General features: G+C 66.9%; 23 protein-coding genes, 1 tRNA gene and 1 other RNA gene. 16 read left to right on the forward strand and 9 right to left on the reverse strand.

Going from position 1 to position 24462, the window contains the following annotated elements:
* Window positions 1–64 precede the first annotated feature (64 nt).
* From FHY19_RS00960 to FHY19_RS00980, 5 genes are read right to left on the reverse strand one after another with little or no spacing between them, the layout of a single operon-like run.
* Window positions 65–973, reverse strand: coding sequence for a dihydrodipicolinate synthase family protein (locus FHY19_RS00960; protein ID WP_259150839.1), 909 nt, complete (start codon window positions 971–973; stop codon window positions 65–67).
* Window positions 970–2283 carry an FAD/NAD(P)-binding oxidoreductase gene (locus tag FHY19_RS00965; protein WP_259160897.1) on the reverse strand — a complete coding sequence of 438 codons (1314 nt, stop codon included), beginning with the start codon at window positions 2281–2283 and terminating at the stop codon, window positions 970–972. The genes FHY19_RS00960 and FHY19_RS00965 overlap by 4 nt, the downstream gene beginning before the upstream one ends.
* On the reverse strand, window positions 2276–2521 hold the full coding sequence (locus tag FHY19_RS00970) for a (2Fe-2S)-binding protein (RefSeq protein ID WP_259150842.1): 246 nt from the start codon (window positions 2519–2521) through the stop codon (window positions 2276–2278). The genes FHY19_RS00965 and FHY19_RS00970 overlap by 8 nt, the downstream gene beginning before the upstream one ends.
* Complete coding sequence (locus FHY19_RS00975; RefSeq protein ID WP_259160900.1) at window positions 2518–3744, reverse strand: FAD-dependent oxidoreductase; 1227 nt, start codon at window positions 3742–3744, stop codon at window positions 2518–2520. Before FHY19_RS00975 ends, FHY19_RS00970 begins: the two co-directional genes overlap by 4 nt.
* Window positions 3744–4682 (reverse strand): proline racemase family protein, encoded by a 939-nt coding sequence (locus tag FHY19_RS00980; RefSeq protein WP_259160902.1) that lies wholly within the window; start codon window positions 4680–4682, stop codon window positions 3744–3746. The genes FHY19_RS00975 and FHY19_RS00980 overlap by 1 nt, the downstream gene beginning before the upstream one ends.
* A 160-nt stretch (window positions 4683–4842) precedes the next feature.
* Here FHY19_RS00980 and FHY19_RS00985 point away from each other — a divergent pair, with 160 nt between their 5' ends.
* The 9 genes from FHY19_RS00985 to FHY19_RS01025 all read left to right on the forward strand — a co-directional run bounded on the left by FHY19_RS00985 (window position 4843) and on the right by FHY19_RS01025 (window position 11057).
* The gene (locus FHY19_RS00985; RefSeq protein WP_259150850.1) at window positions 4843–5559 is read left to right on the forward strand and encodes an AraC family transcriptional regulator; all 717 of its coding nucleotides are present in this window, start codon (window positions 4843–4845) and stop codon (window positions 5557–5559) included.
* A 184-nt stretch (window positions 5560–5743) separates the two neighbouring features.
* Entirely contained in the window at window positions 5744–7363 is a 1620-nt protein-coding gene (gene ftsY / locus FHY19_RS00990) for a signal recognition particle-docking protein FtsY (protein WP_259160904.1), read from the forward strand.
* A 326-nt stretch (window positions 7364–7689) separates the two neighbouring features.
* On the forward strand, window positions 7690–8763 hold the full coding sequence (gene mutY, locus FHY19_RS00995; RefSeq protein WP_259160907.1) for an A/G-specific adenine glycosylase: 1074 nt from the start codon (window positions 7690–7692) through the stop codon (window positions 8761–8763).
* A 21-nt stretch (window positions 8764–8784) separates the two neighbouring features.
* Complete coding sequence (locus FHY19_RS01000; RefSeq protein ID WP_259160910.1) at window positions 8785–9063, forward strand: oxidative damage protection protein; 279 nt, start codon at window positions 8785–8787, stop codon at window positions 9061–9063.
* Window positions 9064–9183: 120 nt separating this feature from the next.
* Window positions 9184–9459: a DUF3658 domain-containing protein gene (locus FHY19_RS01005; RefSeq protein WP_259160912.1), complete on the forward strand. Its 276-nt coding sequence runs from the start codon at window positions 9184–9186 to the stop codon at window positions 9457–9459.
* 102 nt (window positions 9460–9561) lie between these two features.
* Window positions 9562–9635: non-coding RNA, sX9 sRNA (locus FHY19_RS01010), on the forward strand.
* A gap of 204 nt (window positions 9636–9839) precedes the next feature.
* Complete coding sequence (locus tag FHY19_RS01015) at window positions 9840–10196, forward strand: metalloregulator ArsR/SmtB family transcription factor (protein WP_259160913.1); 357 nt, start codon at window positions 9840–9842, stop codon at window positions 10194–10196.
* A 1-nt stretch (window position 10197) separates the two neighbouring features.
* Window positions 10198–10638, forward strand: coding sequence for a YeeE/YedE thiosulfate transporter family protein (locus FHY19_RS01020; RefSeq protein WP_259160917.1), 441 nt, complete (start codon window positions 10198–10200; stop codon window positions 10636–10638).
* The gene (locus FHY19_RS01025) at window positions 10635–11057 is read left to right on the forward strand and encodes a DUF6691 family protein (RefSeq protein ID WP_259160919.1); all 423 of its coding nucleotides are present in this window, start codon (window positions 10635–10637) and stop codon (window positions 11055–11057) included. The genes FHY19_RS01020 and FHY19_RS01025 overlap by 4 nt, the downstream gene beginning before the upstream one ends.
* Window positions 11058–11298: 241 nt before the next feature.
* On the opposite strand, the gene FHY19_RS01030 is transcribed toward FHY19_RS01025, so the two are convergent.
* Window positions 11299–12924, reverse strand: coding sequence for a hybrid sensor histidine kinase/response regulator (locus FHY19_RS01030; protein ID WP_259150861.1), 1626 nt, complete (start codon window positions 12922–12924; stop codon window positions 11299–11301).
* Window positions 12925–13249: 325 nt separating this feature from the next.
* Here FHY19_RS01030 and FHY19_RS01035 point away from each other — a divergent pair, with 325 nt between their 5' ends.
* Window positions 13250–13909 carry a methyltransferase domain-containing protein gene (locus tag FHY19_RS01035; protein ID WP_259160921.1) on the forward strand — a complete coding sequence of 220 codons (660 nt, stop codon included), beginning with the start codon at window positions 13250–13252 and terminating at the stop codon, window positions 13907–13909.
* Window positions 13910–13936: 27 nt separating this feature from the next.
* Here the strand turns inward: FHY19_RS01035 and FHY19_RS01040 are convergent, their stop codons facing one another.
* Window positions 13937–14536, reverse strand: a complete 600-nt coding sequence (locus tag FHY19_RS01040; protein ID WP_259163774.1) for a hypothetical protein — start codon at window positions 14534–14536, stop codon at window positions 13937–13939.
* Between the two features lie 372 nt (window positions 14537–14908).
* Here FHY19_RS01040 and FHY19_RS01045 point away from each other — a divergent pair, with 372 nt between their 5' ends.
* On the forward strand, window positions 14909–16372 hold the full coding sequence (locus FHY19_RS01045) for a S41 family peptidase (protein WP_259160922.1): 1464 nt from the start codon (window positions 14909–14911) through the stop codon (window positions 16370–16372).
* Window positions 16373–16981: 609 nt separating this feature from the next.
* On the opposite strand, the gene FHY19_RS01050 is transcribed toward FHY19_RS01045, so the two are convergent.
* Entirely contained in the window at window positions 16982–17257 is a 276-nt protein-coding gene (locus FHY19_RS01050) for a hypothetical protein (RefSeq protein WP_259150871.1), read from the reverse strand.
* Between the two features lie 270 nt (window positions 17258–17527).
* Window positions 17528–17603, reverse strand: a tRNA-Phe gene (locus tag FHY19_RS01055).
* Between the two features lie 180 nt (window positions 17604–17783).
* Here FHY19_RS01055 and FHY19_RS01060 point away from each other — a divergent pair.
* The 5 genes from FHY19_RS01060 (at window position 17784) to dxs (ending at window position 24143) form a co-directional block, all read left to right on the forward strand.
* Entirely contained in the window at window positions 17784–18320 is a 537-nt protein-coding gene (locus tag FHY19_RS01060; RefSeq protein ID WP_259150872.1) for a lipocalin family protein, read from the forward strand.
* A 108-nt stretch (window positions 18321–18428) separates the two neighbouring features.
* Entirely contained in the window at window positions 18429–18902 is a 474-nt protein-coding gene (locus tag FHY19_RS01065; RefSeq protein ID WP_259150874.1) for an LEA type 2 family protein, read from the forward strand.
* 38 nt (window positions 18903–18940) lie between these two features.
* The gene (locus FHY19_RS01070; protein ID WP_259160924.1) at window positions 18941–20734 is read left to right on the forward strand and encodes an acyl-CoA dehydrogenase C-terminal domain-containing protein; all 1794 of its coding nucleotides are present in this window, start codon (window positions 18941–18943) and stop codon (window positions 20732–20734) included.
* A gap of 355 nt (window positions 20735–21089) precedes the next feature.
* The gene (locus tag FHY19_RS01075) at window positions 21090–21746 is read left to right on the forward strand and encodes an HNH endonuclease (protein ID WP_259150877.1); all 657 of its coding nucleotides are present in this window, start codon (window positions 21090–21092) and stop codon (window positions 21744–21746) included.
* Between the two features lie 480 nt (window positions 21747–22226).
* Complete coding sequence (gene dxs, locus FHY19_RS01080) at window positions 22227–24143, forward strand: 1-deoxy-D-xylulose-5-phosphate synthase (protein WP_259152465.1); 1917 nt, start codon at window positions 22227–22229, stop codon at window positions 24141–24143.
* Window positions 24144–24462 lie beyond the last annotated feature (319 nt).

The raw sequence follows: 24462 nt of genomic DNA on the forward strand, positions 1-24462 counted from the left end.
GCGACGTGGTTGCGCGACACGCTGACAGATCGGCGTGTCGCGCAGCGTCATGGTGCCTGCGTGATCAGGACAACGTAGGCGCGGTGGCGATCGCATGGTCGATCACCTTGAGCGCAGCCTCGCGCTCGGCGCCGGCCACCACCAGCCGCGGTGCGCGCACATGCTCGCTCCCCAGGCCGACCTTTGCCTGCACCAGTTTGATCAGCTGCACGAAGGTGGGCACGGTATCCAGGCGCAGCAGCGGCAGGAACCAGTTGTACAACTCCTTGGCGGCCGGGTAACCGCCATCGCGTGCCAGCTCGAACAGCCGTACCGATTCAGCGGGATAGGCGTTGACCAGGCCGGCGATCCAGCCCTTGGCGCCCATGCTCAGGCCTTCGACGATGGCATCGTCCATGCCGACCAGCAGCGCCAGCCGATCGCCCAGCAATTCCTGCAACGCCGCGAAACGGCGCACATCGCCTGAAGATTCCTTTACCGCCTGCAGGTTGGGGAATTCGGCCGCCAGCTCGGCGATCTGCGCCGGGCCGAAATCGGTCTTGTAGGCGACCGGGTTGTTGTACAGGATCACCGGCAGATCGGTCGCGCCGATCACCGCGCGCACGTGCGCGCCCATCTCGCGCCAGTCGGTGGAGTAGACGTAGGGCGGCAGCACCATCAAGCCGCCGCATCCGATCTCCTTGGCGGCCTTGGCCAGCGCCACCGCTTCGCCGGTCGCCAGGCTGGCGATGCCCGGCACCACCGGCACGCGGCCGTTCAAGGCAGCGACCAGGGTGCGCAGGATCGCCAGCTTGTCGTCCACGCTCAGGGTGGCCGCTTCGCCCAACGAGCCCAACGGCACGATCGCGGTGCAGCCGGCATCCACCAGCTGGTTGGCGTGCTTGCCGAGGAAGTCGTGATCGATCTCACCGGAGGCGGTGAACGGGGTGGTGATGGCCGGCAACACGCCGTGCCAGAACGTAGCGATGCTCATGGATGATTCCCTTGCGAGTCGGAAGTGAACGAGTCGGCCAGCGCCGCGAGGCGGACCGGGAACAACGGCGGCCGGCGGCCGGCGTCGGTGGAAAGATCGGGCGGGCAACGGCCGAGTTCGGCCAGTGCGCTGCCGCAGATGCGGCCCTGACAGGCGCCCATGCCGCAGCGCGAGGCCAGCTTGGCATCGCGAGCATCGTCGAACGCGTCCAGCGCGCCCAGCGGCACGTCTTCGCAGCGGCAGACCAGCGTGTCCGGTTGCGCCAGCGCGCGGATGCGTGGATGCAGCGCGAACTGCTGTTGCAGCAGCTGCGCAAACGCGCGAACGGCGCGCCGACGCGGCTGCAGCCGCAGTGCATGATCGGGTGCGCCGGCGGCCATGTGCCCGGCCATCGCACCTTCGACCAGCGCGCAATCGCGCCCGCCGATGCCGCAGGCTTCGCCGGCTGCGAAGATCTGCACGACACTGGTGCGCAGCAACGCATCGACCTGCACCTGCTGATGCGCACCGCACGGCTCCAGCTGGCAACCCAGCAACTGCGCCAGTTCGACATTCGGCACCAGCCCGTACCCCACGGCGAGCTGATCGCAGGCCACGCGGGTACGCCCGGCAGGGCCGTCGATCTCGACCTCGCGCAGCTGCGTATCGCCATAGGCGGCCACCACCACGCTGCCGGCGCGATAGGCAACGCGATGCAATTGCAGCCGCAGCGCCACCGCCTGCGCAGCCTTGCCTGGCCAGCGCCACAACTGCGCGGCGAAGGCGCGCAACGCTGCAGCGCCGGTCTGCTCGTGGATGCCGAGCACCTGCGCGCCATGTCGCTGCAAGGTGGCCGCACTGGCCAGCAGCAACGGCCCGCTGCCGGCCACCAGCACCCGCTTGCCGCGCAATGGCCAGCCTTGTTTGGCCAGCGCCTGCGCCGCGCCTGCGCCGGTAACGCCGGGCAAGGTCCAGCCCGGAAACGGCAACAGCAATTCGCGTGCGCCGGTGGCCAGCACCAGCGCGGCGTAATGCAGTTGCAGCGCGCCATCCGGGCCATCGGCCAAGAGCCAGCCTGGCTGGGCAAGCAGGATCTGCGTGCGGGTCAGCAGGCTGATCGCGGCATTGCCCTGCACCTGCCGTAACAGCGCACGCGCATCGGCCGGCGCACCGTGGTGCACGTCGCTGCGCCACACCTGCCCGCCCGCGCGCGGCTGCATGTCCACCACGCCCACGCGCGCGCCATGGCCGGCGGCGGCCTGCGCCGCCGCCAGACCGGCTGGTCCAGCGCCGATCACCAGCACATCGAAATGCAGCACGCGCTCAGCCATCGGTACGCACCTGCATGCCCTCGTGCACATCCACCAGGCATGCGCGTTGCTGCGCAACGCCGTCGATGCGGACGCGGCATTCAAAGCACACGCCCATGCCGCATAACGGTGCCCGCGGCTGACCGCTGCTGGACTGGCGAAACTGCAGCGTCGCCTGCGCCACCGCGGCTGCCACGCTGGCGCCGGCGGGCACGTCCACCGGCTGCGCATCCACGTACAGGCGGACCATGGCACTCATGCCACGGCCCCCTGCACGGCGCGCGCCGGGGCATACGGCGCCGGGTCGATGGCCGGCGTGCGCCCGAGCAGGCTATCCACGATCACCCGTGCGCTCCCCAGCGCCGTGGTGACCCCCAGCCCTTCATGCCCCGCTGCCACCCATACATCGGCCCGGCCGGGCACCGCCCCGAGATACGGGCGCCCGTCCGGGGTGGCCGGACGCAGACCCGTCCACACCCGGATCGCCTGCAGCTCGCGCAACACCGGCAGATACGCAAATGCCCGCTGCAGCATCCGCTGCAGCACCGGCATCGACAGCGCGCGATCGTGTTCGCCGAACTGGCGCGAGGAGCCGATCAGGATCTGCCCGGTCGGCCGCGGCTGCACATTGAAGGCCACGCTGGTGGCGTCGGCCCCATGCGCCGAATCGGCATAGCCAAGCTCCAGCAATTGATGCCGGATCAAACCGGGATGCCGGTCGGTGATGACCAGATGGCCCTTGCGCGGGCGCAACGCCAGCTCGGGCAGCAACCCCGGCAACGCGACACCGCTGGCGACCAGCACCGGCCCGGACAGCAGCTGGCCATCGTCCAGGCACACGCCCCGGGTTTGCAGTTGGGTCACCCGACGGCCGGCAAACAGTTGCGCACCGGCCTTGCAGGCCAGGCCCACCAGGTGGCGCGCCACCCGCGGCGGATACACCACCGCCTCGTTGGGCACCCGCATGCCGCCGGCCAGCCCGGCCACCAGCTGCGGCTCCAGGGCATACAACTGCTGGGCATCGATGGCTTCTGCGTGCAGGTCGGCCGCCGCCAGCCGCGCGATCTTGGCCGGCACCGCCGCCAGTTCGCGCGCATCGCGCGCCACCCACAGCGTGCCGCAGCGACTGAATTCGGCCTCGCTCAACTGCGCGAAGCGCTCCCACAAGCGCAGCGAATACGCCGATAACGCCAGCTCGGCCGGGTCGTCATCCATCGCCACCAGATGCCCCATCGCCGCGGCGGTCGAACCGCCGCCGATCGGTCCCGGCTCGACGATCGCCACACGCAGGCCCTCGCCTGCCGCGGCTTCGGCACAGGCAGCGCCGACGATGCCGGCGCCGATCACGATCAGGTCGTAGCTGCGTCGCGTGGAGGCGGCAGATGGCTTGCAATCCGCACCGGCAGCGCGATGCGGTGCAGCCGCCGCCGAACCGTTCGACGGCGCAGCCAACGCATCCGGCGCGGGCGGCGACGCCCGCATCAGGCCACGATGCCCCAGGCGAACGGATCGGCCGGATCGACGATCAGCTGCGAGCGCGCGGTGATGTACGCCTGCCCGCTGATGCGTGGCGCGATGCCGCGGCCGCTCAGGCGATAGCTACCCTCGAACGCGCTGCCCAGAATGCCTTGCTGCACCCAGCGCTCGCCTTCGCCCAGCTTGCCGTCTGCGGCCAGGCAGGCCAGCTTGGCGCTGGTGCCGGTGCCGCAGGGCGAACGGTCGTACGCCAGCCCGGGGCATAGCACGAAGTTGCGCGCCACGCCGCTGCCGTCCGGGGCGGCGCCATTGACTTCGATATGGTCGATTTCGCCACCCGCCTCACCCGTGATCCCGGCCGCTTCCAGCGCCAGCCGGATCGCTTCGGTATAGGCGGTGAGCTCGCGCTGATGCGCCAGGTCGAGCGCACACGGCGCCTGCTCGGTGATGAAGAACCAGTTGCCGCCCCAGGCCACATCGCCGCGCACCCGGCCGTGGCCGGGCACGTCCACTTCCACACCGGCGGCCGCGCGGTAACTCTCGACATTGTCCACCGACACCGTGCCATCTTCGGCCAGTTCCACCCCGACGGTGCCCACCGGGGTTTCGATACGGTGCTGGCCCGGCGCGATGCGCCCCAGTTCGGCCAGCGTGCGCACCACCCCGATGGTGCCGTGGCCGCACATACCCAGGTAGCCGACGTTGTTGAAGAAGATCACCCCGGTGCAGGCGGCAGGGTCGCGCGCCGGCAACAGCAAGGCGCCGACCATGGTGTCCGAGCCGCGCGGCTCGCAGGCGACCGCGCTGCGCCAGTGGTCGAAGTCCTGGCGGAAGCGTTCGCGGCACTGCGCCAGGTCGCCATCGCCCAGATCGGGGAAGCCGGCCAGGACCACGCGGGTGGGTTCGCCGGCCGTATGGGAGTCGATGACGTCGATGGTGTGCATGGCTCATGCTCCCATTGCCGGCCCGCGGACGACTAGCGTTCAATGCGAAGTGAAAATGCGGAAATCTGCACAATCGCCAACCCGCTTCACGGCCGCGCGTTTACGCTAGGATCAAGCCTGGGTTGCACCACCGTGCAGCCGTCAAATCGTGATCGCTACCATGACCCTGATGGACCTCAACCTTCCCGCACTGGAAATGCAGACGCTGTTCGATGCACTGCCGGACGTGGTGTTCTTCATCAAGGACAGCGAGGGCCGCTACACCCATTGCAACCTCACCCTGGTACGGCGGCTCGGGCGCAAGCTGCGCAGCGAGATCATCGGCCGCTCGCCGCTGGAAGTGTTTCCGTTGCCGCTGGGCGGCAGCTACATGATGCAGGACCGCCGCGTACTGCAGGGCGAGCTCATCGACAACCAGTTGGAGGTGCATCTGTATCCCAACCGCTTGCCGGGCTGGTGTCTGACCTTCAAACGCCCGCTGTGCGAGGCCAACGAGGTGATTGGCGTGGTGGGTATTTCGCGCGATCTGGGTCAGCCCGATAGCCGGCATTCGGCGTATGAGCGGCTGAGCCAGGTCATGGAACACATGCAGTCCAACTTCGGCGACAACCTGCGCGTGCAGGCGCTGGCCGATCTTGCCGGGCTCTCGGTCGCGCAGCTGGAGCGGCACTTCCGTCGCGTGTTCCAGGTCACCCCGCAGCAACTGCTGACCAAGCTGCGCATCGAGTCGGCGATGCGCCTGCTGTACGGCGACGACAGCATCGCCAGCATCGGCCAACGCTGCGGGTTCGCCGACCAGAGCGCGTTCGCCCGCCAGTTCAAGGCCACCGTCGGCATGACCCCGCGCGATTACCGTGCGCTCAAGGGTCAGCTGTGAAGAGCTGGTTGCACGCTGCAATCGGACGCTGACACATAGCTGGCACAAATGCCGAATTCGGCAGGATTGGGAGCGCCCTCGCAGCGCGTTGCTGTCGCCCTGGAGCAGTGCATCGCTGAAGGACGCGTCAAGGTGATCCGGGACCCGGATGGTAGAATTCCGGGTTTCCCCTACTGCGTTGCCAATGGCCAGTTTTTTCCGCCGCAACAAGCCCACCGCGCCCGACAGCTCGCGCACCTCGCGCTATAGCCTGGAAGAACTGGCAGCCGCATTCCCCACCGCACCCTCGGCCGCCACGCCCGCAGCGCCGGTCGAGTCCACGCCGCCTGCGCAGTCCGGCACAGTGCCTGCCGCAGCGCCGCCCATGACGCCTGCCCCGGCAGCAGAAACCGCCGCACCGGCGGCACCAGCCGATACGCTTGCACGCGACATTGCAGCCCGTACCGGCCAGGCGCAGAGCATCGCCGCCGTGCCGAGCGCGCCGGCCGCACCCACACCTGCCGCGCCGTCTGCGTTGCAGGCATTGCCGGACCCGGCCCCGGCTGCCGCGCCCACCGCACCGACCCCGGTGGTGGTGGCGCCCGTCGTTGTGCAGCCTCAGGGCGCACCGACGACGCCTGTCGCTCCCCCCACGCACCCTGCAACGCCATCGCAGGCGACCACGCCGTCGGCGCCGGCACCGGTGACTGCCGCGCCGGTCGCCGCCCCGCCGGTGGTGGTGCCGCCTGCCGCAACGCCGACCGCGCCCACGCCGCCCGCCGCAGTCCCTACGGCAAGCGCGACACCGACCGTGACCGCACCGGTCATCGTCGGCAGCCCGACGCCTGCGACGCAGGACACCGACAGCATCGTCGGCCAGCACGACGCACTACCTGCCGCACCCGCCGGCAAACCGGGCTGGCGCGAGCGGCTGCGCAACAGCACCTTCGCACGCAGCTTCGGCGGCCTGTTTTCGCGCAACCCCAAGCTCGACGACGATCTGCTCGACGAGATCGAAACCGCGCTGATCACCGCCGACGTCGGCATCGGCGCCACCACCGCCTTGATCGAAGGCCTGCGCAAGCGCATGAAGTCGCGCGAATTCGTCGACGCGCAGGCCATGTTCAAGGCGCTGCGCACCGATCTCATCGCGTTGCTGCAGCCGGTGTCACAACCGCTGGTGATCGACCGCTCGGTCAAGCCGTTCGTGGTGCTCACCGTCGGCGTCAACGGCGTCGGCAAGACCACCACCATCGGCAAGCTGGCCAAGCGCTTCAAGGATGAGGGCAATAGCCTGATGCTGGCCGCCGGCGACACCTTCCGCGCCGCCGCGGTGGCGCAGCTGCAGGCCTGGGGCGATCGCAATGGCGTGGCGGTGATCGCGCAGGGGCAGAACGCCGATGCCGCCTCGGTGGCCTTCGATGCGCTGCAGGCGGCCAAGGCGCGCGGTACGGATGTGCTGATCGCCGACACCGCCGGCCGCCTGCATACCCAGACCGGGCTGATGAACGAGCTGGGCAAGATCCGCCGCGTGCTCGGCAAGATCGACCCCGCCGCACCGCACGAAGTGCTGATGGTCATCGACGGCACCACCGGCCAGAACGCCATTTCGCAGCTGCGCCAGTTCCATGCCGCCGTCGGCGTCACCGGCCTGGTGGTGACCAAGCTCGATGGTACCGCCAAGGGCGGCGTGGTCTTCGCACTGGCGCGCGAGTTCAACATTCCGATCCGGTTTGCCGGCATCGGCGAACGCCCGGAAGATCTGCGCGTGTTCGACCCGGTCGCCTTCGTCGACGCCTTGCTGCCGGACGCCTTGGGCAGCTGAGTGGCTGACGCCTGCCCGCATCTGCAGCCCCTGTACGCAAGCGCGTGGCAGGCCGGCTGCACGGCGCAGCAGGTGTCGCACGGCTGGTCGCGCGCCAAACGCGTGCTGGAGTTTGCGCACGACATGCCCGCCTCGCTACGTGCAACGCAGTGCAGCGATGTGGCGGTGTCTGACTCCCATGCACCTCGGGCCACGCTTTGGGCTGGTGATGCAGGCTTGTTCTGCCGGCGGTGCCGGGTGGGTATGGCGTTTCCACTGCACTGAGCTCGCCACCGCACGACCGCGCGTGTGCCCCGCACCGCCCTCCTTCACCGCCAGCAGACCTCATGCCCGCAGATCTTGCCACTTCATCCGTCGACGCTTTCGTCGCCCCGTTGCTGCACTGGTTCGACGGCCACGGGCGTCACGATCTGCCCTGGCAACATCCACGGGCGCCGTATCGGGTCTGGCTGTCGGAAATCATGCTGCAGCAGACCCAGGTTGCAGTGGTCATTCCCTACTTCCAGAAGTTTGTCGCACGCTTCCCGACACTTGCCGACCTGGCGGCAGCCGACAACGACACGGTGATGGCTCACTGGGCAGGGCTGGGTTACTACGCACGCGCACGCAATCTGCATTCGGCCGCCAAGCAATGCGTCGCCTTGCACGATGGCGAGCTGCCACGCGACCTCGATGCACTGCTCGCGCTGCCCGGCATCGGCCGCAGCACCGCCGGTGCGATCCTGAGCCAGGCGTGGAACGACCGTTTTCCCATCATGGATGGCAACGTCAAACGCGTCATGACGCGCTTCCACGGCATTGCCGGCTACCCCGGCCTGCCGGCCGTCGAAAAGCAGCTGTGGCAGCTGGCGGCAACGCATGTCGCGCATGTGCCCGACGGCCGCCTGGCCGACTACACGCAGGCGCAGATGGATTTCGGCGCCACGCTGTGCACACGCGCCAAACCGGCCTGCGTGCTGTGCCCGTTGCAGGATGCCTGCGTTGCCCGCCGCGAGGGCCTGGTGGAGGCGCTGCCCACGCCCAAACCGGGCAAGGTCCTGCCCGAGCGCGAAGCGACCGCCCTACTGCTGGAAAACGCGCAAGGCCAGATCCTGCTGCAGCGCCGCCCACCCACCGGCATCTGGGCCTCGCTGTGGACGCTGCCGCAGGCCGACACCGACAGCGGCATGCGCGCCTGGTTCGCCACGCATCTCGATGGCGACTACGAGCGCGCCGACGAGATGGCGCCGCTCGTGCACACCTTCAGCCATTACCGCCTGCATCTGCAGCCGTTGCGCCTGCGCAAGGTCGCACTGCGCGCGGCGGTGCGCGACAATGACGATCTGCGGTGGGTCGCCCGCGCCGATCTCGGCTCGCTGGGCTTGCCGGCGCCGATCCGCAAATTGCTCGACACGCTTTAAGCACGCCTCAAAGGAATTCGCATGTCCCGCACCGTGTTCTGCCAGTACCAGCAATGCGATACCGAAGGCCTGGATTTTGTGCCCTATCCCGGCGAACTCGGCCAGCGCATCTTCGCGCAGATCGGCAAGAGCGCTTGGCAGGCATGGCTTGCGCACCAGACCATGCTGATCAACGAAAACCGGCTATCGCCGCGCGACCCCAAGCATCGCGCCTTTCTCGAAGCCGAACTGCAGAAGTTCCTGTTCGAGCGCAATGCCGATAAGCCCGAGGGCTATGTGGCGCCGCTTGGCGAAGAATAGTTGGCGCGCGGACTGGGATGTTGCGGGTGGGGGTCGGCAGCGAGGCAGCGAGTCGATCGCCGCAACGCGGGATCACGCATTTTGTGGCCATGCCCCGGGAATAGGAAGTGGTGATTCACGATGACGAGCACTGGCCCATCCGGCATTGAGCCGCGCGCAATCGATGCGTTTATCACCGGGGCGATCGACGCGCAGTGGCAAAAGGTCGCGATGGTCATTGCGAAAGCCCTCACCGACGAGCGGTTGAATCTGGCCGACGTCGCGGACGCGGCCGACCAGGTTGCGCAGCGCATTGCCGGCCTTGTTCGCGACGGTCGGCTCGAGGCTGCGGGCGATATGACCGACTGGCGACACGGCGAAGTGCGCCTTGCCACGCCTGCGCCACACGCACGCTGAAGCACCCGCCTTGACAACTGTGTCATGCAGCGCGCGGCTTCCAGCGCCCAAGCGCTGCTGACAACAGGACTGCACTCACCGCCAGACGGCGCGACCTGCGCGCGGTGCGGCACGCACCCGGCGTTCTACGCACCGCCCACACTCACCTGACGACTGCTCGCCACGCCTTGTAAGCCGCGTCAGGTCCCCAAGCCCGAGTTGCGGCACAGCTCATTCGCCCGCTGCGCTGCGCGCGTACCGAGCGGTTGAGCGCCTGCGTGCATTGCCGACCTGCGCTGGTGTGGCAGCGCGGGGGTCGAGATTCCGGTACGCGGCCGGCCACATCCTCCGCCTCTCACATTCTATTGCCACACATTATATTTTTAAGTAGATTGAATGGCATGCCGACCCATGCCACGCCTGCACTGCCACGTTTTCGCGCCGATCCTGCCAGCATGCAGCGCCTGCGCGCGTCGGCCGGGCGCGCCTGTGGCTTGCTCAGGGCCATGGCCAACGAGGATCGCCTGCTGTTGCTCTGCCAGCTGGCCCAGGGCGAGCGCAATGTCGGCGAACTGCAGGCAGCCACGGCCATTGTGCAGCCCACGCTGTCGCAGCAACTGGGCGTGCTGCGCGACGAAGGTCTGGTCAGTACTCGTCGCGCGGGCAAATACATCTATTACCAACTCGCCAGCGCCGACGTGCTTGCGGTGATGCAGGCCCTGTATGCCAGCGTCTGCGGCACAGCGGAGCCAGATTGACATGGTCGTCGACTGGAGCAATTTCACCCCCTTGAGCGCAGTGGCCGGGGGCGGCCTGATCGGCCTTGCCGCCGCGTGGCTACTGGTGTTTGAAGGACGCATTGCCGGCGTCAGTGGCATCGTCGGCGGCTTGCTGCAGCGCCAGGGTCGCGATGAACGCAATTGGCGGGGCGCGTTCGTGCTCGGGTTGCTCGGTGCCGTGCCGCTGTGGGCCGTCGTGCGGCCGCTGCCTTCCATGCAGTCGCAAGCGACATGGTGGTGGTTGATCGGCGCAGGCTTGCTGGTTGGATTCGGTGCGCGCATGGGCGGTGGCTGTACCAGCGGGCATGGGGTGTGCGGCATCGCGCGTGGCGCACGGCGCTCGCTGATCGCCACCGCCGTGTTCATGGGCGCGGCGATCGCCACCCATGCCCTGCTCGCCACGTTGCGGGGCGTCTGGTGAATCGGGTTCTCAGCAGCGCGATCGCCGGGCTGATCTTCGGGACCGGCCTGTTGCTCTCAGGCATGGCCGATCCGGACAAAGTCCTGGGTTTTCTGGATGTCGCCGGCCGCTGGGACCCGTCGCTTGCGTTGGTGATGCTCGGCGCCATCGGCGTCGCGGCGCCTGCGTTCTGGTGGGCGCGGCGACGTGGTCGAACACTGCGTGGTGCATCGCTGCAGTTGCCCAGCCACCGGCAGATCGACGGCCGACTGCTATGGGGCAGCGCGCTGTTCGGCATCGGCTGGGGATTGGTGGGGCTGTGCCCGGCGCCGGCACTGCTGGGCGCGGCTGCACTGCAGCCGTCCAGTCTGGTGTTTGTGTCGGCGATGTTGATCGGCATGCGGGCTGCACCTGCTGTATCGACGGCGCGCCGAACCTGATCCGCCTCGCAGATCGCACCGCTAACCGCTGCAACTGCATCGCCGGTCATCGGCAGTGCAAACCACGGCCAAGCCTTGCGTGCATTCGCACACCATCCAACGCAGGTTTACCGATGTTCGCGGGGTTTCCACGGTCACGCTGCGCGATCACTGCGGTCTTGCAGCAGCAGCCAATCGGCCACCCCGACCGCATCGGCGACGCTGCCGCAGCGCGGTAGCGTCACCGGGTACGAGGACGTCCTCAGCCCACGCCGGTCGGCCCATCCAGCAACATGCGGATGCGCTTGAGCAATTCCTTCTGCGTGTAGGGCTTGTTTACCACATCGAATTCCGCCCCGCCCACGTCGGTGCGCTGGATGCTGGCATCGGCATAACCGGTGGTGAGCAACACCTTGATCCTGGGCAGCAGGCGGCGCGCTTCGCGCGCGAGCACTACGCCGTTCATGCCGCCGGGCATGATCAGATCGGTGAACAACGCATCCACGTCCGGGTGCTGCTCGAGCAACTCGATCGCTTCGCGCCCACTGGCTGCGGAGAGGATGTGGTAACCGGCGTTTTCCAGGAACATCCTGGCCACCACCGCCACGTCCTGTTTGTCTTCCACCACCAGGATGGTTTCGTTGCCGCCTTTGTCGATGGCACGGCTCTTGACGGCCTGCAGGTCGTTTTCGAACTCGCTGGATGCCGGGAAATACAGCCGCACCGTGGTGCCTTCGCCCATTTCGCTGTAGATGCGCACGGTGCCGCCGGACTGTTTGACGAAGCCGTACACCATCGACAGCCCCAGTCCCGTGCCCTGCCCCTCGTCCTTGGTGGTAAAGAACGGCTCCATGACGCGGCTGGCGACCTCCGGCGGCATGCCCGAACCGGTGTCGCTGACGGCAATGCTCACATAGCGGCCAGGCGCCAGCTGGTGGTGCATGGCCAGATCGTGGCTGGTGATTTCCACATTCTGGGTCTGCACCGTCACTTCCTTGCGCTCGGACTGCGCCATCGCATCGCGTGCATTGATCAGCACGTTCAACAGCGCCACTTCGGCCTGGGTGGTGTCGATCTGACAGTTCCACAGCCCCTCTTCCAGCGACTGCCGCAGGCTGATGCCGCCCCCGAGCGCGCGCTCGGCCATGTTGTTCATGCCCGACACCAGGCCATTGAGATTGACCACCCGGCCCCGCAATTTCTGCTTGCGCGAAAACGCCAGCAATTGCTGCGTCAGGGTGGCCGCCTTTGCCGCAGCGGTTGCGGCATGTTCGGCGCTGAAGGCGATGCGCTCGGCGTTTTTGGCGGCATCGCCGGTGACCATCATCTGGATCACTTCCAGATGACCGGACATCACCTGCAGCAGATTGTTGAAATCGTGCGCGATGCCGCCGGTCAACTGCCCCAGCGCTTCCATCTTCTGCGCCTGACGCAGGGCGTCCTCGGCATCGCGGCGACGGCTTACGTCCAGCTGCGAACCGAAGAAGTAGACCAGGTTGCCTTGCTCGTCGAACACCGGCGAGACGAACAGCGCGTTCCAGAACGACGAACCATCCTTGCGGTAATTCAGCACCTCGGTGGCAAATTCGCGGCGTTGTTCGATGGACTCGCGCACGTCCTGCACGCTGGCCGGATCGGTATCCGGGCCCTGCAGAAAACGGCAGTTGTTGCCGATGATCTCATCGGCCGAATACCCGGTCATTTCCAGGAACGCACGGTTGGCGAACACGATCGGGTTATCGGGCAGGTGCGGGTCGGTGACCGTCATCGGCATCCGCGTGGTTTCCACCGCGGCAAAAAAGATATCCGAGCGATGCTTCTCCACAGGCAGGCTGCGAGATTCGCTGATATGAGGCGCCCGTAGCTCTCCGTGACGGGTATCGTTCAAGTGATGTTCTCCGCGGGGCCATTCCCGTGATGACAGTTTAGTTGGGTCCGGTGAGCTAATCCCTCACATCAATGAGCCTTTCCAGTACGGCTGCGCGCGCCCATGCAACCAAATGCAGCCCTCCCGCGTAGCGGCGCATTGCGGGCAACGCAGCTGCTTAACGCAGCACGTCGGTGCCGCCAGGCACGTGCGTGCGCCCACCCTGCTTTGCCGTAGCATGCCCATGCAGTTCGCAGCTCCTGCGCCGTCGTCCCGCCGTGTCGGATGCGTCGCGCGCGCCTTCTCCCACGCCGGCGTGCGCGCCAGGCGACCAGGCGACGCCACCATGCCGGGCTATCAGACCCAGATCCACGAGCTGACCTTCGGGCAGCAGACCTACGTCATCCGCGCGTTGACGGACAAGCAGCAATTTGCCGACCCCGACGACGCAGCCGCCGACGCCGGCATTTCCTCGGCGCAGTGGAGCCTGTTCGGCCAGGTGTGGCCGGCAGGCCGGTTGCTGGCCGAAGCGATGGCGACGCGGCCGGTGGAAGGCCGGCGCATTCTCGAGCTCGGCTGCGGCCTGGGTTTGGCGAGCCTGGTCTTGCGCAAACGCGGCGCCGACGTGGTGGCCAGCGATCACCACCCGCTGGCAGAGGTGTTTCTGGCGTACAACGCCGCGCTGAACGCGCTGGATTCGGTGCCGTACCGCCGGCTCGACTGGGACGCGGGCGCCTCGAACATGGGCCAGTTCGACATGATCATTGCCAGCGACGTGCTCTACGAAACCCGCCACGCCACCATGCTGGCCAAGCTGATCCCGGGGCTGGCCAGGCCCTCGTGCGAGATCGTGGTGAGCGACCCTGGCCGCGGCAACGCCAACGCGCTTTCGCGCATGCTGGCCGATATCGGGTTCTCGCTGATCGCCGGCGAACGCCAGGCCTCGGCACAGGTGGCCAAGGCCCCGCGCCTGTTCGTCTACCGCCGCAAGATGGACAACTGGTGACCGGCAGGCGGCCGAGGGCACCGTGCCTCAGGGCGCAGGCGTGTAGTCAGACAACAGCACCGGCTTGCGCGGATCGGCCTTGATTTCCTTGTGCTCGCTCAGGCGCAGCGCATCGGCGTCGGGCGTGTCGTCGGTATTCAGTTCCCAGGCCTCGATCACGCGCTTGTGGAACAGGAATGCACGGCGCGTGCGGTCGTAGCGGAAGGTGATGTAGTCGGTCCAGTGCTGGCCGCAGGCCACTCCATTTTGCACGGTGAAGTATGCGCCCTTGGCCACCAGGCCTTGTTCGTCATCCAGAAACGGATCGCACTGGCCGCCCTCGTCGGCCTTGAAGATCACCCGCGTATTGCGTGCAGCTTCGACAACGCCACCGTCCGCGGTCGCAACCAGAACCAGCAAGGTCCGCGCCGGCGCCGCGCGGCCATCCGCACGCAGCGTCTGTTCTGCGGATGCACGCAACGCGACCACATAATCCTGCCGGCCGTCGCCAGTGAGATCTGCGCTGGCAACACGCATCACTGACTGCCCGGCAGGCAATACTTTGGCAGCACCTGCAGGCAGCGTGGCGGCGCCAGCTGGCAGCGCCATTGCCATTGCCGCCGTCCACCACCAGCATCGCATTGTCATGGCCGTTCCCTCATCTGGTCTGCGTCGAGCGCGCAAGCATAGCCGGCCATGCTTGCAGTCGCGCGATGCCTGCGGTTCGACCACACGTTCGATGACGATGCCCACCTGGACACCGCTCAGGAGCGGACAGTAACGCCCACCCTCCCAACGACCGACGGCGACCACCACTGCACGACAGCGCTCAGTCGCGTCTTGTAAGACCCGCTCAGTGGAAGCCTTCGACATCGTGCGCCAGAGGTCACCGTGCCGTATAGCACCCCATCACTACGCAACAGCGCCTTATCATCGACGCAGGCAAAGCCGCGCTGCAGGCGCGCCAAGCTCGCATCGCCCGACCGGGCAACAGCCCTGCACCGCACTTTTTGGAACTCCATGAAACGATTCTTCGCCTGTCTCGTACTGGCCACATGCTGCCTTTGCGCCACAGCGTCGGCCGAAGAGCTCGGCGCGTATCTGCGTACCCACTATCCCTCGTTGAGCTATGTCGAGCGCTACCGCGCCACGCATCCGGAAGACGCGCTTGGCAGCGCTGACGCATGGGCGGCAGGCACCAGACTTCCGCCCGAAACCACAGCAAGCGATGTTTCGCGGCGCCTTATCGGCCTCGCCGATCAGCACGTCGCGCTCGCCGGGGCCAAGGCCGGCAAGACTGAGACCTTGGGCGTTCTGTTCAGAACCTCAAGCGATGGTCACATGATCGTGTGGCGCATCCTCGATGCGCGCATCACCGGCCTCGCGCAAGGCGACAAGGTTCTGCAGATCAACGGAATACCCACGGCGGCATGGCTGAAAAGTGCGGCGGACCTGACGTTCGGCGGCAACGCGCGCGCGCGGCAAGCCGAAGCTGCCCTGTCGCTCGCACTCGGCACCCCAGCGGCGCATCAGGTGGCCGGTGCCGGCAAGACGGTTGCACTGCGCGTGCAGAGGTTCGCGCAGGCGCCGCGCCAGGTTGCGCTGCACTATCAGCCCATGACGCAGGAGCTTGCGCGCACGCTGGCATCGGCGGTCGACGTACCCGATCTGCCGGAGGTTGCGCAAATCGGCAACACCAGGGTGGGAAGCATTCGCCTGGGCGCGTTTGCGCCGCAGTACAACGCCACGTTCACTCAGGCGGCGGAAGCCAGTGAGACCGCAGCGCCGCAGACCAACGACCCGGACGCCCCCATGCTGGCCGGGTTTTGTGCGGTAACCCGGGAGCTGATCGGTCGCTACGATGCCATTGCCGCACGCTCGGATGTCATGCTGATCGACTTGCGCGGAAACATGGGCGGGTTCGCACGCGAAGTGCGCGGATTTTCCTGGGCGCTCACCGGACGCAAGCCGTTGAAGACTTACGAGATGCGCGCGTCGGGAATGCCGGGAAGCGTGCGCCTGGAAGCGCTGCAGGACGATGCCAGCTGCGGCAGCGTCGCTTCGCACAAGCCGCTCATCGTGCTGGTGGATGCAGGTACCCGATCGGCCGGTGAATTGCTGGCCACCTACCTCTGGGCCAGCGGCGCCACGATCATGGGCGAGCGCACCATCGGTGCCGGAGGCGGCCGGGATTCGGAAAGCCAGGGTGTTGCGTTGGGCGATTCCGGATATCGCGCGCTTGTCAGCGAAAATTTTTATATTTTCGATCCGACGGAAGACCTGCGCATTGGCGAGATGGACGAAGCGACGCTCGTTGATCGCGTGGCGGCAGACGGTTTTCGCCCGAGCCGAACGCACCCGTTCGCCACCCAGTCCATCGGCGTCGTGCCTGATGTGCCGCTTGCGATCGATGCGGCTGACTTGAACGATGGCGGTCATGGCCTCTTGCTGCGCGGTCTGGTCGCCGCCGGATTGACCAAGTGATTCTCCGCCGCTCCAACGCAGGATTGTGCGTACATACACGCTGATCGCGACCATGCAGCGTTGCATCGTTCGACGGATGCAGCCACTCCACAGGCTATGGCAAGGCAATCGCGCGGCTACAACTGCCCAGCGGCCGCCAGGGCCTTGCAGCCTGCGCTCTTGGCGCGGTCGTCCTGGCGAGGTTGCGATCGCGTACAGGCAAGCGGGCATGTTGCAACCCAGCCATGCAAAGCGCGCGGACCAATCAACCAACCACCGCGTGACGTAAACCAGAATGCATTCCGTCGCCAGCACGGACAACGCCTGCGCGCGGCGCTTCAACATTTCGAGCGGCGGTGACTACTGCCGGTGCGATGGCGCTGGCGGAACCCGGCGCATCCGACCCAGGCCCGTGTCTGCGCGACCGGCATTACCTGGGCAACACCGCACCGCCAAGGCTGATGGCCGCGCGCAACTCATGCTCGCGCCTGGCGCGTCGGCTACGACAGCCACCGCATCCTGCAAAAAGAACGGGAAACGCAACTGCATTGCGTGGTGCTGCTCTAGCGGAACGCCAAGCGACGGACCGCAGCGACGGCTGGGTACATCGACGTACTGCCCGAAAATGCGCTACTGCCCATCCAGTTCGCAGGCGCGGTACTCCTTCGGGTCGAGAAAATCCGCCAGACAGGACCCCACCCGCAATGCCTGTTCGCGCGCATCGCCACGATAGTCGCCCTCGCCCGCCCCTTCGATGGTGGCGATCGGTGCCGCGCGGTCGCGGTGATAGACGAATGCGGTCGACAACCAGCGCGTCTGCCCGGGCGCCTGGCTTTCCATCGTCTCCACGCGGAACTCGCCGCAATACCCGTGGATCAATGTGCGTCGAAGTGTCTTGTGCGTCATGCGCGAAGTATCGCCATGCAGAGTTGAAGATGACGTGGAAACAGGCGCCAACCGCCCTGCGCATCCACCGCGCCTGTCACTGCACGACGCGTCAAAAGACACAAGGAACCCCTACCGGTATTCGCATCGTCTGGCGTCGAAACAGCCAGCAACCGGCGCAGCCAGCTGCCAGTGCTGGCAACCAGTACACAATCAATCAAATCGCAGGGAGGTGTTACCGTCATCAACAGCGCGAAGGAACGACCCACTTGCGCTGCGAGACTGAAGAAATGGTGGCCGAGGACGGAATCGAACCGCCGACACGGGGATTTTCAATCCCCTGCTCTACCAACTGAGCTACTCGGCCACTAACCCAACACTGCTGCCAGCGTTGCGAGGACGCGCATCATAGCGAGCAGGCGCAGTTTGGGCAAGCGTTGTGACGAACTTTGTTGCAGCATGGCGTCAGGGCCTGCGTTTCTTGCGCCGGTTCACGCTGCGCGGCGGGAGCGATGGCCTAGCCTGCGCGCATCGACCGGAGATCGCCATGCGCCTGCCTCGCCTGCTGTTGTCGCTCCTCGTCCTGCTGCCGGCTGCTGCGTTTGCGCGGCAACCGGTGCGTGCGGTGACGCAACTGGATATCTCGCGCTATGCCGGGCAATGGCACGAAATCGCGCATCTGCCGGTATCGTTCCAGAAGAAGTGCCGCAGCGACATCACCGCCAGCTACACCTTGCGCGACGACGGCCTGATCGGCGTGCGCAATGGCTGCCGCACTGCCGATGGCAGCCTGGCTCAGGCCGACGGGGTGGCAAAACCGGTCGCCGGCCACGCCGGGCAATTGCAGGTGCGCTTTGCGCCGGAATGGTTGAGTTGGTTGCCCCTGGTCTGGGCAGACTATTGGGTGATCGCCCTCGACCCGGACTATCAGTGGGCGGTGGTCGGCGAGCCGGATCGTAAATACCTGTGGATCCTGTCGCGCTCGCCACAGATGCCGCGCGCGCAGCTCGATCAGCTCAAGGCGCAGGCCACGCAGATGGGCTATGACCTGTCGCCACTGATCGTGGCAGCGCCCTTGCCGTGAGTCCGGGCATCGGCTGACCGGCAGCGCAGCGTCCGCGCCGACGGCAAGGCAGCGTCCGTACTGCGTAGTATTCTTGGCGCCGCCTTACACCCGCCAAGGACCACTTACATGCGTGCCTATCGCCTTCTGATCGTGTCGCTGGCCTGCGGCCTGCTGCTGAGCGCCTGCGGTGGCGCGGTCCGCCGCGTGTCCGAGCCGGCGGCCAGCATCCAGCAGCTCACCGTGCGTGCCGACGGCTCCTGGTCGGTGGACTTGCGCCTGCAGAACTACAGCAGCATCCCGATGCAGTTCGAGCGCGTGGCGCTGGAGATCTCTGCCGGCGAAGAGCTGGCCGGCAAGCTCGACCAGGCGGTGGGGATGTCGATCGGCCCGGAAACCGCCGACGTGGTGACCGTCACCCTGCAGCCGACCTCCCTGGGCCGCATCACCGTCGCCGACGTGCTTGCCGGCGGCCGCTCGCTGCCGTACTCGCTCAAGGGTACGGTGTGGGCCACCCCGCAGGACAAGAAACAACGCGAGTTCGCGGTGCAATCGCGCAACACGCTCAGCCCCGCCCCCGGCCTCAACGGCGTGCTGCGCTGACGCGCACGCCTCCTGCACCCTCTTTGCAAGGATCCCGCATGAGCAGCTACATCGCCCCGCTGACCGATTTCCGCTTCGCCCTGCACGATGTGCTCGGCGCCGAAGCCTTGTTCGCCCGGCTCGGCTACGGCGACGCCAGCGCCGACATCATCGACGCCGTGCTTGAAGAAGCCGGCCGCTTCACCACCCAGGTGCTGGCACCGCTCAACAGCGTGGGCGATGAGATCGGCTGCGCCTTCGACAAGAGCACCCACGCGGTGACCACCCCGCCGGGGTTTCGTGCGGCCTACGACCAGTTCGTGGCCGGCGGCTGGAACGGCCTGACCGCCGAGCCGGAGTTCGGTGGCCAGGGCATGCCGCACACCCTGGGCGTGCCGCTGAGCGAAATGATCAACTCGGCCAACCTGGCGTGGGGCAACTTCCCGCTGCTCTCGCACGGCGCCAGCGAAGCGCTGCGCCAGCACGGCGAGGCCTGGCAGCAGGAAGCGTTCCTCAAGCCGCTGACCGACGGCCGCTGGACCGGCACCATGTGCCTGACCGAGCCGCATTGCGGCACCGACCTGGGTCTGCTCAAGACCCGCGCCGAGCCCAATGCCGACGGCAGCTACGCCATCACCGGCACCAAGATCTTCATCACCGCCGGCGAGCACGACCTCACCGACAACATCGTGCATCTGGTACTGGCCAAGTTGCCGGACGCACCGGCCGGCGCCAAGGGCATCTCGCTGTTCGTCACCCCCAAGTTCAAGGTGGATCGCGACGGCAACATGGGCGAGCGCAACGCGCTGCATTGCGGCTCGATCGAGCACAAGATGGGCATCAAGGGCTCGGTGACCTGCGTGATGAATTTCGAAGGCGCGCAGGGCTACCTGGTCGGCAAGCCGCACAAGGGCCTGCAGGCGATGTTTACCATGATGAATACCGCGCGCCTGAGCGTGGGGCTGCAGGGCATCGGCCTGTCCGAGCGGGCGTATCAGAACGCCCTGCGCTACACCCGCGAGCGCCTGCAATCGCGCGCGCTCAGCGGCGCCAAATTCCCCGACAAGCCGGCCGACCCGATCATCGTGCACCCGGACGTGCGCCGCATGCTGCTGACCATCAAGTCGCTGACCGAAGGCAGCCGCCTGCTGGCGCTGCACGCGGCCAGCCTGGTCGACGTGGCGCACCGCGGGGCCAGCGAGCAGGAACGCGCCGATGCCGAGACCCTGGTGAGCTTCCTCACCCCGATCTCCAAGGCCTGCCAGACCGAATGGTCGATCGAAAACACCTACCACGCGCTGCAGTGCTTCGGCGGCCACGGCTACATCCGCGAATACGGCATGGAGCAGCTGGCCCGCGACGCGCGCATCACCACCATCTACGAAGGCACCACCGGCATCCAGGCGCTGGACCTGATCGGCCGCAAGACCGCCGCCAGCCAGGCCGCCGGACTCAAGCTGTTCCTGGCCGATGTGGAAACCCTCGCCAATGCACAGGAAGGCAACGTCGCGCTGGCCGAGTTCATCAAGCCCTTGCGCGACAAGTGCAGCGAATGGGCCATGTTGACCCGCGATGTGCTGGACCGCGCCGCACGCAATCCGGACGAACTAGGCGCCGCCAGCTACGACTATCTGTTCTATTCCGGCTACGTGGTGCTGGCGTACTGGTGGGCGCGCAGCGTGGCCGCTGCCGATGCCTCCACGCACAGCGAGGACTTCAAGCGCGCCAAACGTGAAACCGCACGTTTTTACTTCGCCCGCATCCTGCCGCGCACCTTGACCCACGCCGCCACCATCCGCAGCGGCGCGGCGCCGTTGATGACACTGGAAGCGGAGCTGTTCGGCGACGCCTGAGCAAGCGCCATCATCGCGGGCTGCCGCTGCCGTAGCAGCGGCCCTGGCCGCGACGAGGCGGTACCGATCAGCAAGGCGTCGCGCCCGGGTGCGCTCCTACGGAAACATCGCAGGATTCGCCGCCGTCGTAGGAGCGGCCTTGGCCGCGACGAGGCGGTACCGACCCGCAAGACCTCGCGCCCCGGCGCGCCGCTACGGGTAAACAAGGCCTTTAACGCGCCCGCAGACTGCTCACGCAGCACGGCGGCATCGCGGCCGAACCAGGCCTTGCTGACCGATTGATTGCAAGACACGCGCCAAAGCCGTTCGCTGCGATACACAAACTGTCAACGATCGGGTATAAGCTGTTTTCCCGATGGAGACAGACACGCACGTAGGTGATGTGATCGTCCCCGGAGGCATCCCTGCCCCGGTCGCGGGCAGCGCTGTCGCTGCGATCCAGCAACTTCCCACCTTGCGCCTGCTGTCTCTCGATGCGCACGGCCGCGTGCTGGACTGGATCAACTGGCAGGATGCCGCCTGCCTCTACGCGCGCGATGCGGTGTCCTGGACGCTGGGCGAGCCCTGCATGCAGATCCACGGCGGCATTTCGCGGCTCACAGGCGAGCGCAGCACACTGGAACTGCACCCGATCATCGCCGCACGCGGCCACGCCCGCTCGCGGGCGCTGGACCCCACCCCAACCCTCAGCAACACGGCGTTGTTCGCACGCGATTCGCAGCTGTGCATGTATTGCGGCCAGCACTTCAGCCGCCCGCACCTGACCCGCGACCATGTCATGCCGGTCTCCAAGGGCGGGCGCGACAGCTGGGAGAACGTGGTCACCGCCTGCTTCCAGTGCAACTCGCGCAAGGCCAACCGCACGCCGCAGCAGGCGCACATGCCGTTGCTGGCGGTGCCCTACCGGCCGAGCTGGATCGAGCACCTGATCCTGTCCAACCGCAACATCCTGTCCGATCAGATGGCCTTCCTGCGCGCACAGTTGCCCAAGCGTTCGAAGTTGTCGCTGTAAGGCTGCCTGGTGCGCGCACGCACAACGACGCAGCGAACGACCCGCGCAACGGCAGCCCCCTGCAGCTGATGGCTGCATGATCGGGCGAGCGCCTTGCGCGCCTGCAACCGATGTGGTCACCAGTCGATGACTCGCCTGACCCGGCTTGCCTTGCATTCCACCTGCGGCGTCTTCGCCGATTACGGCGCAGAGCAGAAGCCGCCGCTTCGACCTCTACCATCCACGCCCGCCTGAGCGCCCAACCCGCGAGTGATGCCAACGACGGCATCGGCACTCCCCACGATGTGCCGCCTGCGCAGTGCCCGATGCGCGGTCATGCCGTCTCCAGGGTGCGGCAGATTGCCGCAGCCCCCGGCAACGCCCGCGCAGGCCAGCAGCGACGGCACGTCCGACCATCACCGCCCGCTGACAGCTGAACCGGTTTGCTTGCCGGGCCTTCGCATGGGGAGGACAATATGGCTTCAGAACATTGACACGATGATGATCGACTCCACCCGCTACCCGCGTCTGTCCCGCATCCAGACCCCCGACGACCTGCGCAGCTTCGACGAAGCCGAGCTTGCGGCAATCGCCGAGGAGCTGCGTGCCTATCTCATCGAATCGGTCGGCAAGAGCGGCGGGCACTTCGCAGCCGGCCTGGGCGTGATCGAACTCACCGTCGCCCTGCACTACCTGTATCAGACCCCGGTCGATCAGCTGGTGTGGGACGTCGGCCATCAAACCTATCCGCACAAGATCCTCACCGGTCGGCGCGACCAGATCCACACGGTCAAGCAGAAAGACGGCGTGGCGCCGTTTCCCAAGCGCGAAGAAAGCATCTACGACACCTTCGGCGTGGGCCATTCGTCCACCTCGATCTCGGCCGCACTCGGCATGGCGATCGCCGCGCAGCGCAACGGCGACGACCGCAAGGTGGTCGCGGTGATCGGCGATGGCGCGATGACTGCGGGCATGGTCTACGAGGCGCTCAACCACGCCGGCGGCATGGACCCGGAGCCGAACCTGCTGGTGATCCTCAACGACAACCGCATGTCGATCTCCGAAGCGGTCGGCGGGCTGACCAAGATGCTGGGCCGCGCCAGCGGCAGCCGCACCCTCAACGCCATTCGCGAGGGCGGCAAGAAGATCCTCGGCGACAAGAAGAACAACCCCACCGCGCGCTTCGTGCGGCGCTGGGAAGAACACTGGAAAGGCATGTTCGTGCCGTCCACGCTGTTCGAGGAAATGGGCTTTCACTACACCGGCCCGATCGACGGCCATGACCTGCCCGGCCTGGTCGGCGCGCTCAAGACGCTGAAGACCCTCAAGGGTCCGCAGCTGCTGCACGTCATCACCACCAAGGGCAAGGGATACGAGCTGGCCGAAGGCGACCAGATCGGCTATCACGCCGTCGGCCCGTTCGACCCCAGCAAGGGCCTGGTGGCCAAGACCGGCGCCAAGAAGCCGACCTACACCGATGTCTTCAGCGACTGGGTCTGCGACATGGCCGCCGCCGAGCCCAGGCTGCTGGTGATCACCCCGGCCATGCGCGAAGGCTCGGGCCTGGTGCGTTTCAGCAAGGAATACCCGCAGCGCTACTTCGATGTGGCGATCGCCGAGCAGCACGCGGTGACGTTGGCAGCCGGCATGGCGACCCAGGGCGCCAAGCCCGTGGTGGCGATCTATTCCACCTTCCTGCAACGCGGTTACGACCAGCTGGTGCACGACGTGGCGGTGCAGAAGCTCGACGTGCTGTTCGCGATCGACCGCGGTGGCGTGGTCGGCCCCGATGGCGCCACCCACGCCGGCAACCTGGATCTGAGCTTCCTGCGCTGCGTACCGCACATGGTGGTGATGGCACCGGCCGACGAAGCCGAATGCCGTCAGATGCTGAGCACCGGTGTGCATTATCAAGGTCCGGCTGCGGTGCGCTATCCGCGCGGCACCGGCCCCGGCGCTGCACTGGACACCACGCTGACCACGCTGCCGATCGGCAAGGCGCAGTTGCGACACGGCGGCACGCGCATCGCACTGCTGGGTTTCGGCGCAAGCGTGGACGCCGCAGAAGCGGTCGGCCGCGAGCTCGGGCTGACGGTCGTCAACATGCGCTTCGTCAAACCGCTGGACAAGGCCATGCTGCTGGAACTGGCCAAAAGCCACGAAGGCTTCGTCACCATCGAAGACAACGTCGTTGCCGGTGGCGCCGGCTCGGGCGTGGCCGAACTGCTCAATGCCGAAGCCATCACCATGCCCATGCTGCACCTGGGCCTGCCGGACAGCTTCCAGCACCACGCCAGCCGCGAAGACCTGCTGGCCGAAGCCGGCATCGACCAGGCAGGCATCCGCGCCGCCGTGCTCAAGCGTTGGCCGCAACTGATGGCCGGCACCACCGCACCACGCAACGCCGCTGCTGGTTAAGCGCGGCGCCATCCACGCGACCGGGTTCGCCGGTCGATGGACACGCTGGGTCAGCGGGATTTCAGACGATCCAAACGCGCGACGCGCTCGCGCGGCGTCTTGATTCAATGACGACTGCTCGCTGCGCCTGACTCGCCACGCCGTGCGCGCGATCGGCCCTGCCTGCGCTGTGTCCTGTGTGCGCCAGGCGATCTCGATGGCATGCCTGCGCGGTGACGGGTATGCGCTGGCCCGCCGTGCAGGCGCAAGGCTGCCCGCAGGCCTACCCGACCCGGTCAATCAGCGACAGCACCAAGTGCCATGCCTTGCAGGCAGATCG

This window comes from Xanthomonas sp. 4461 (assembly GCF_024806475.1).
GTDB classification, from domain to species: Bacteria; Pseudomonadota; Gammaproteobacteria; order Xanthomonadales; family Xanthomonadaceae; genus Xanthomonas; species Xanthomonas arboricola_F.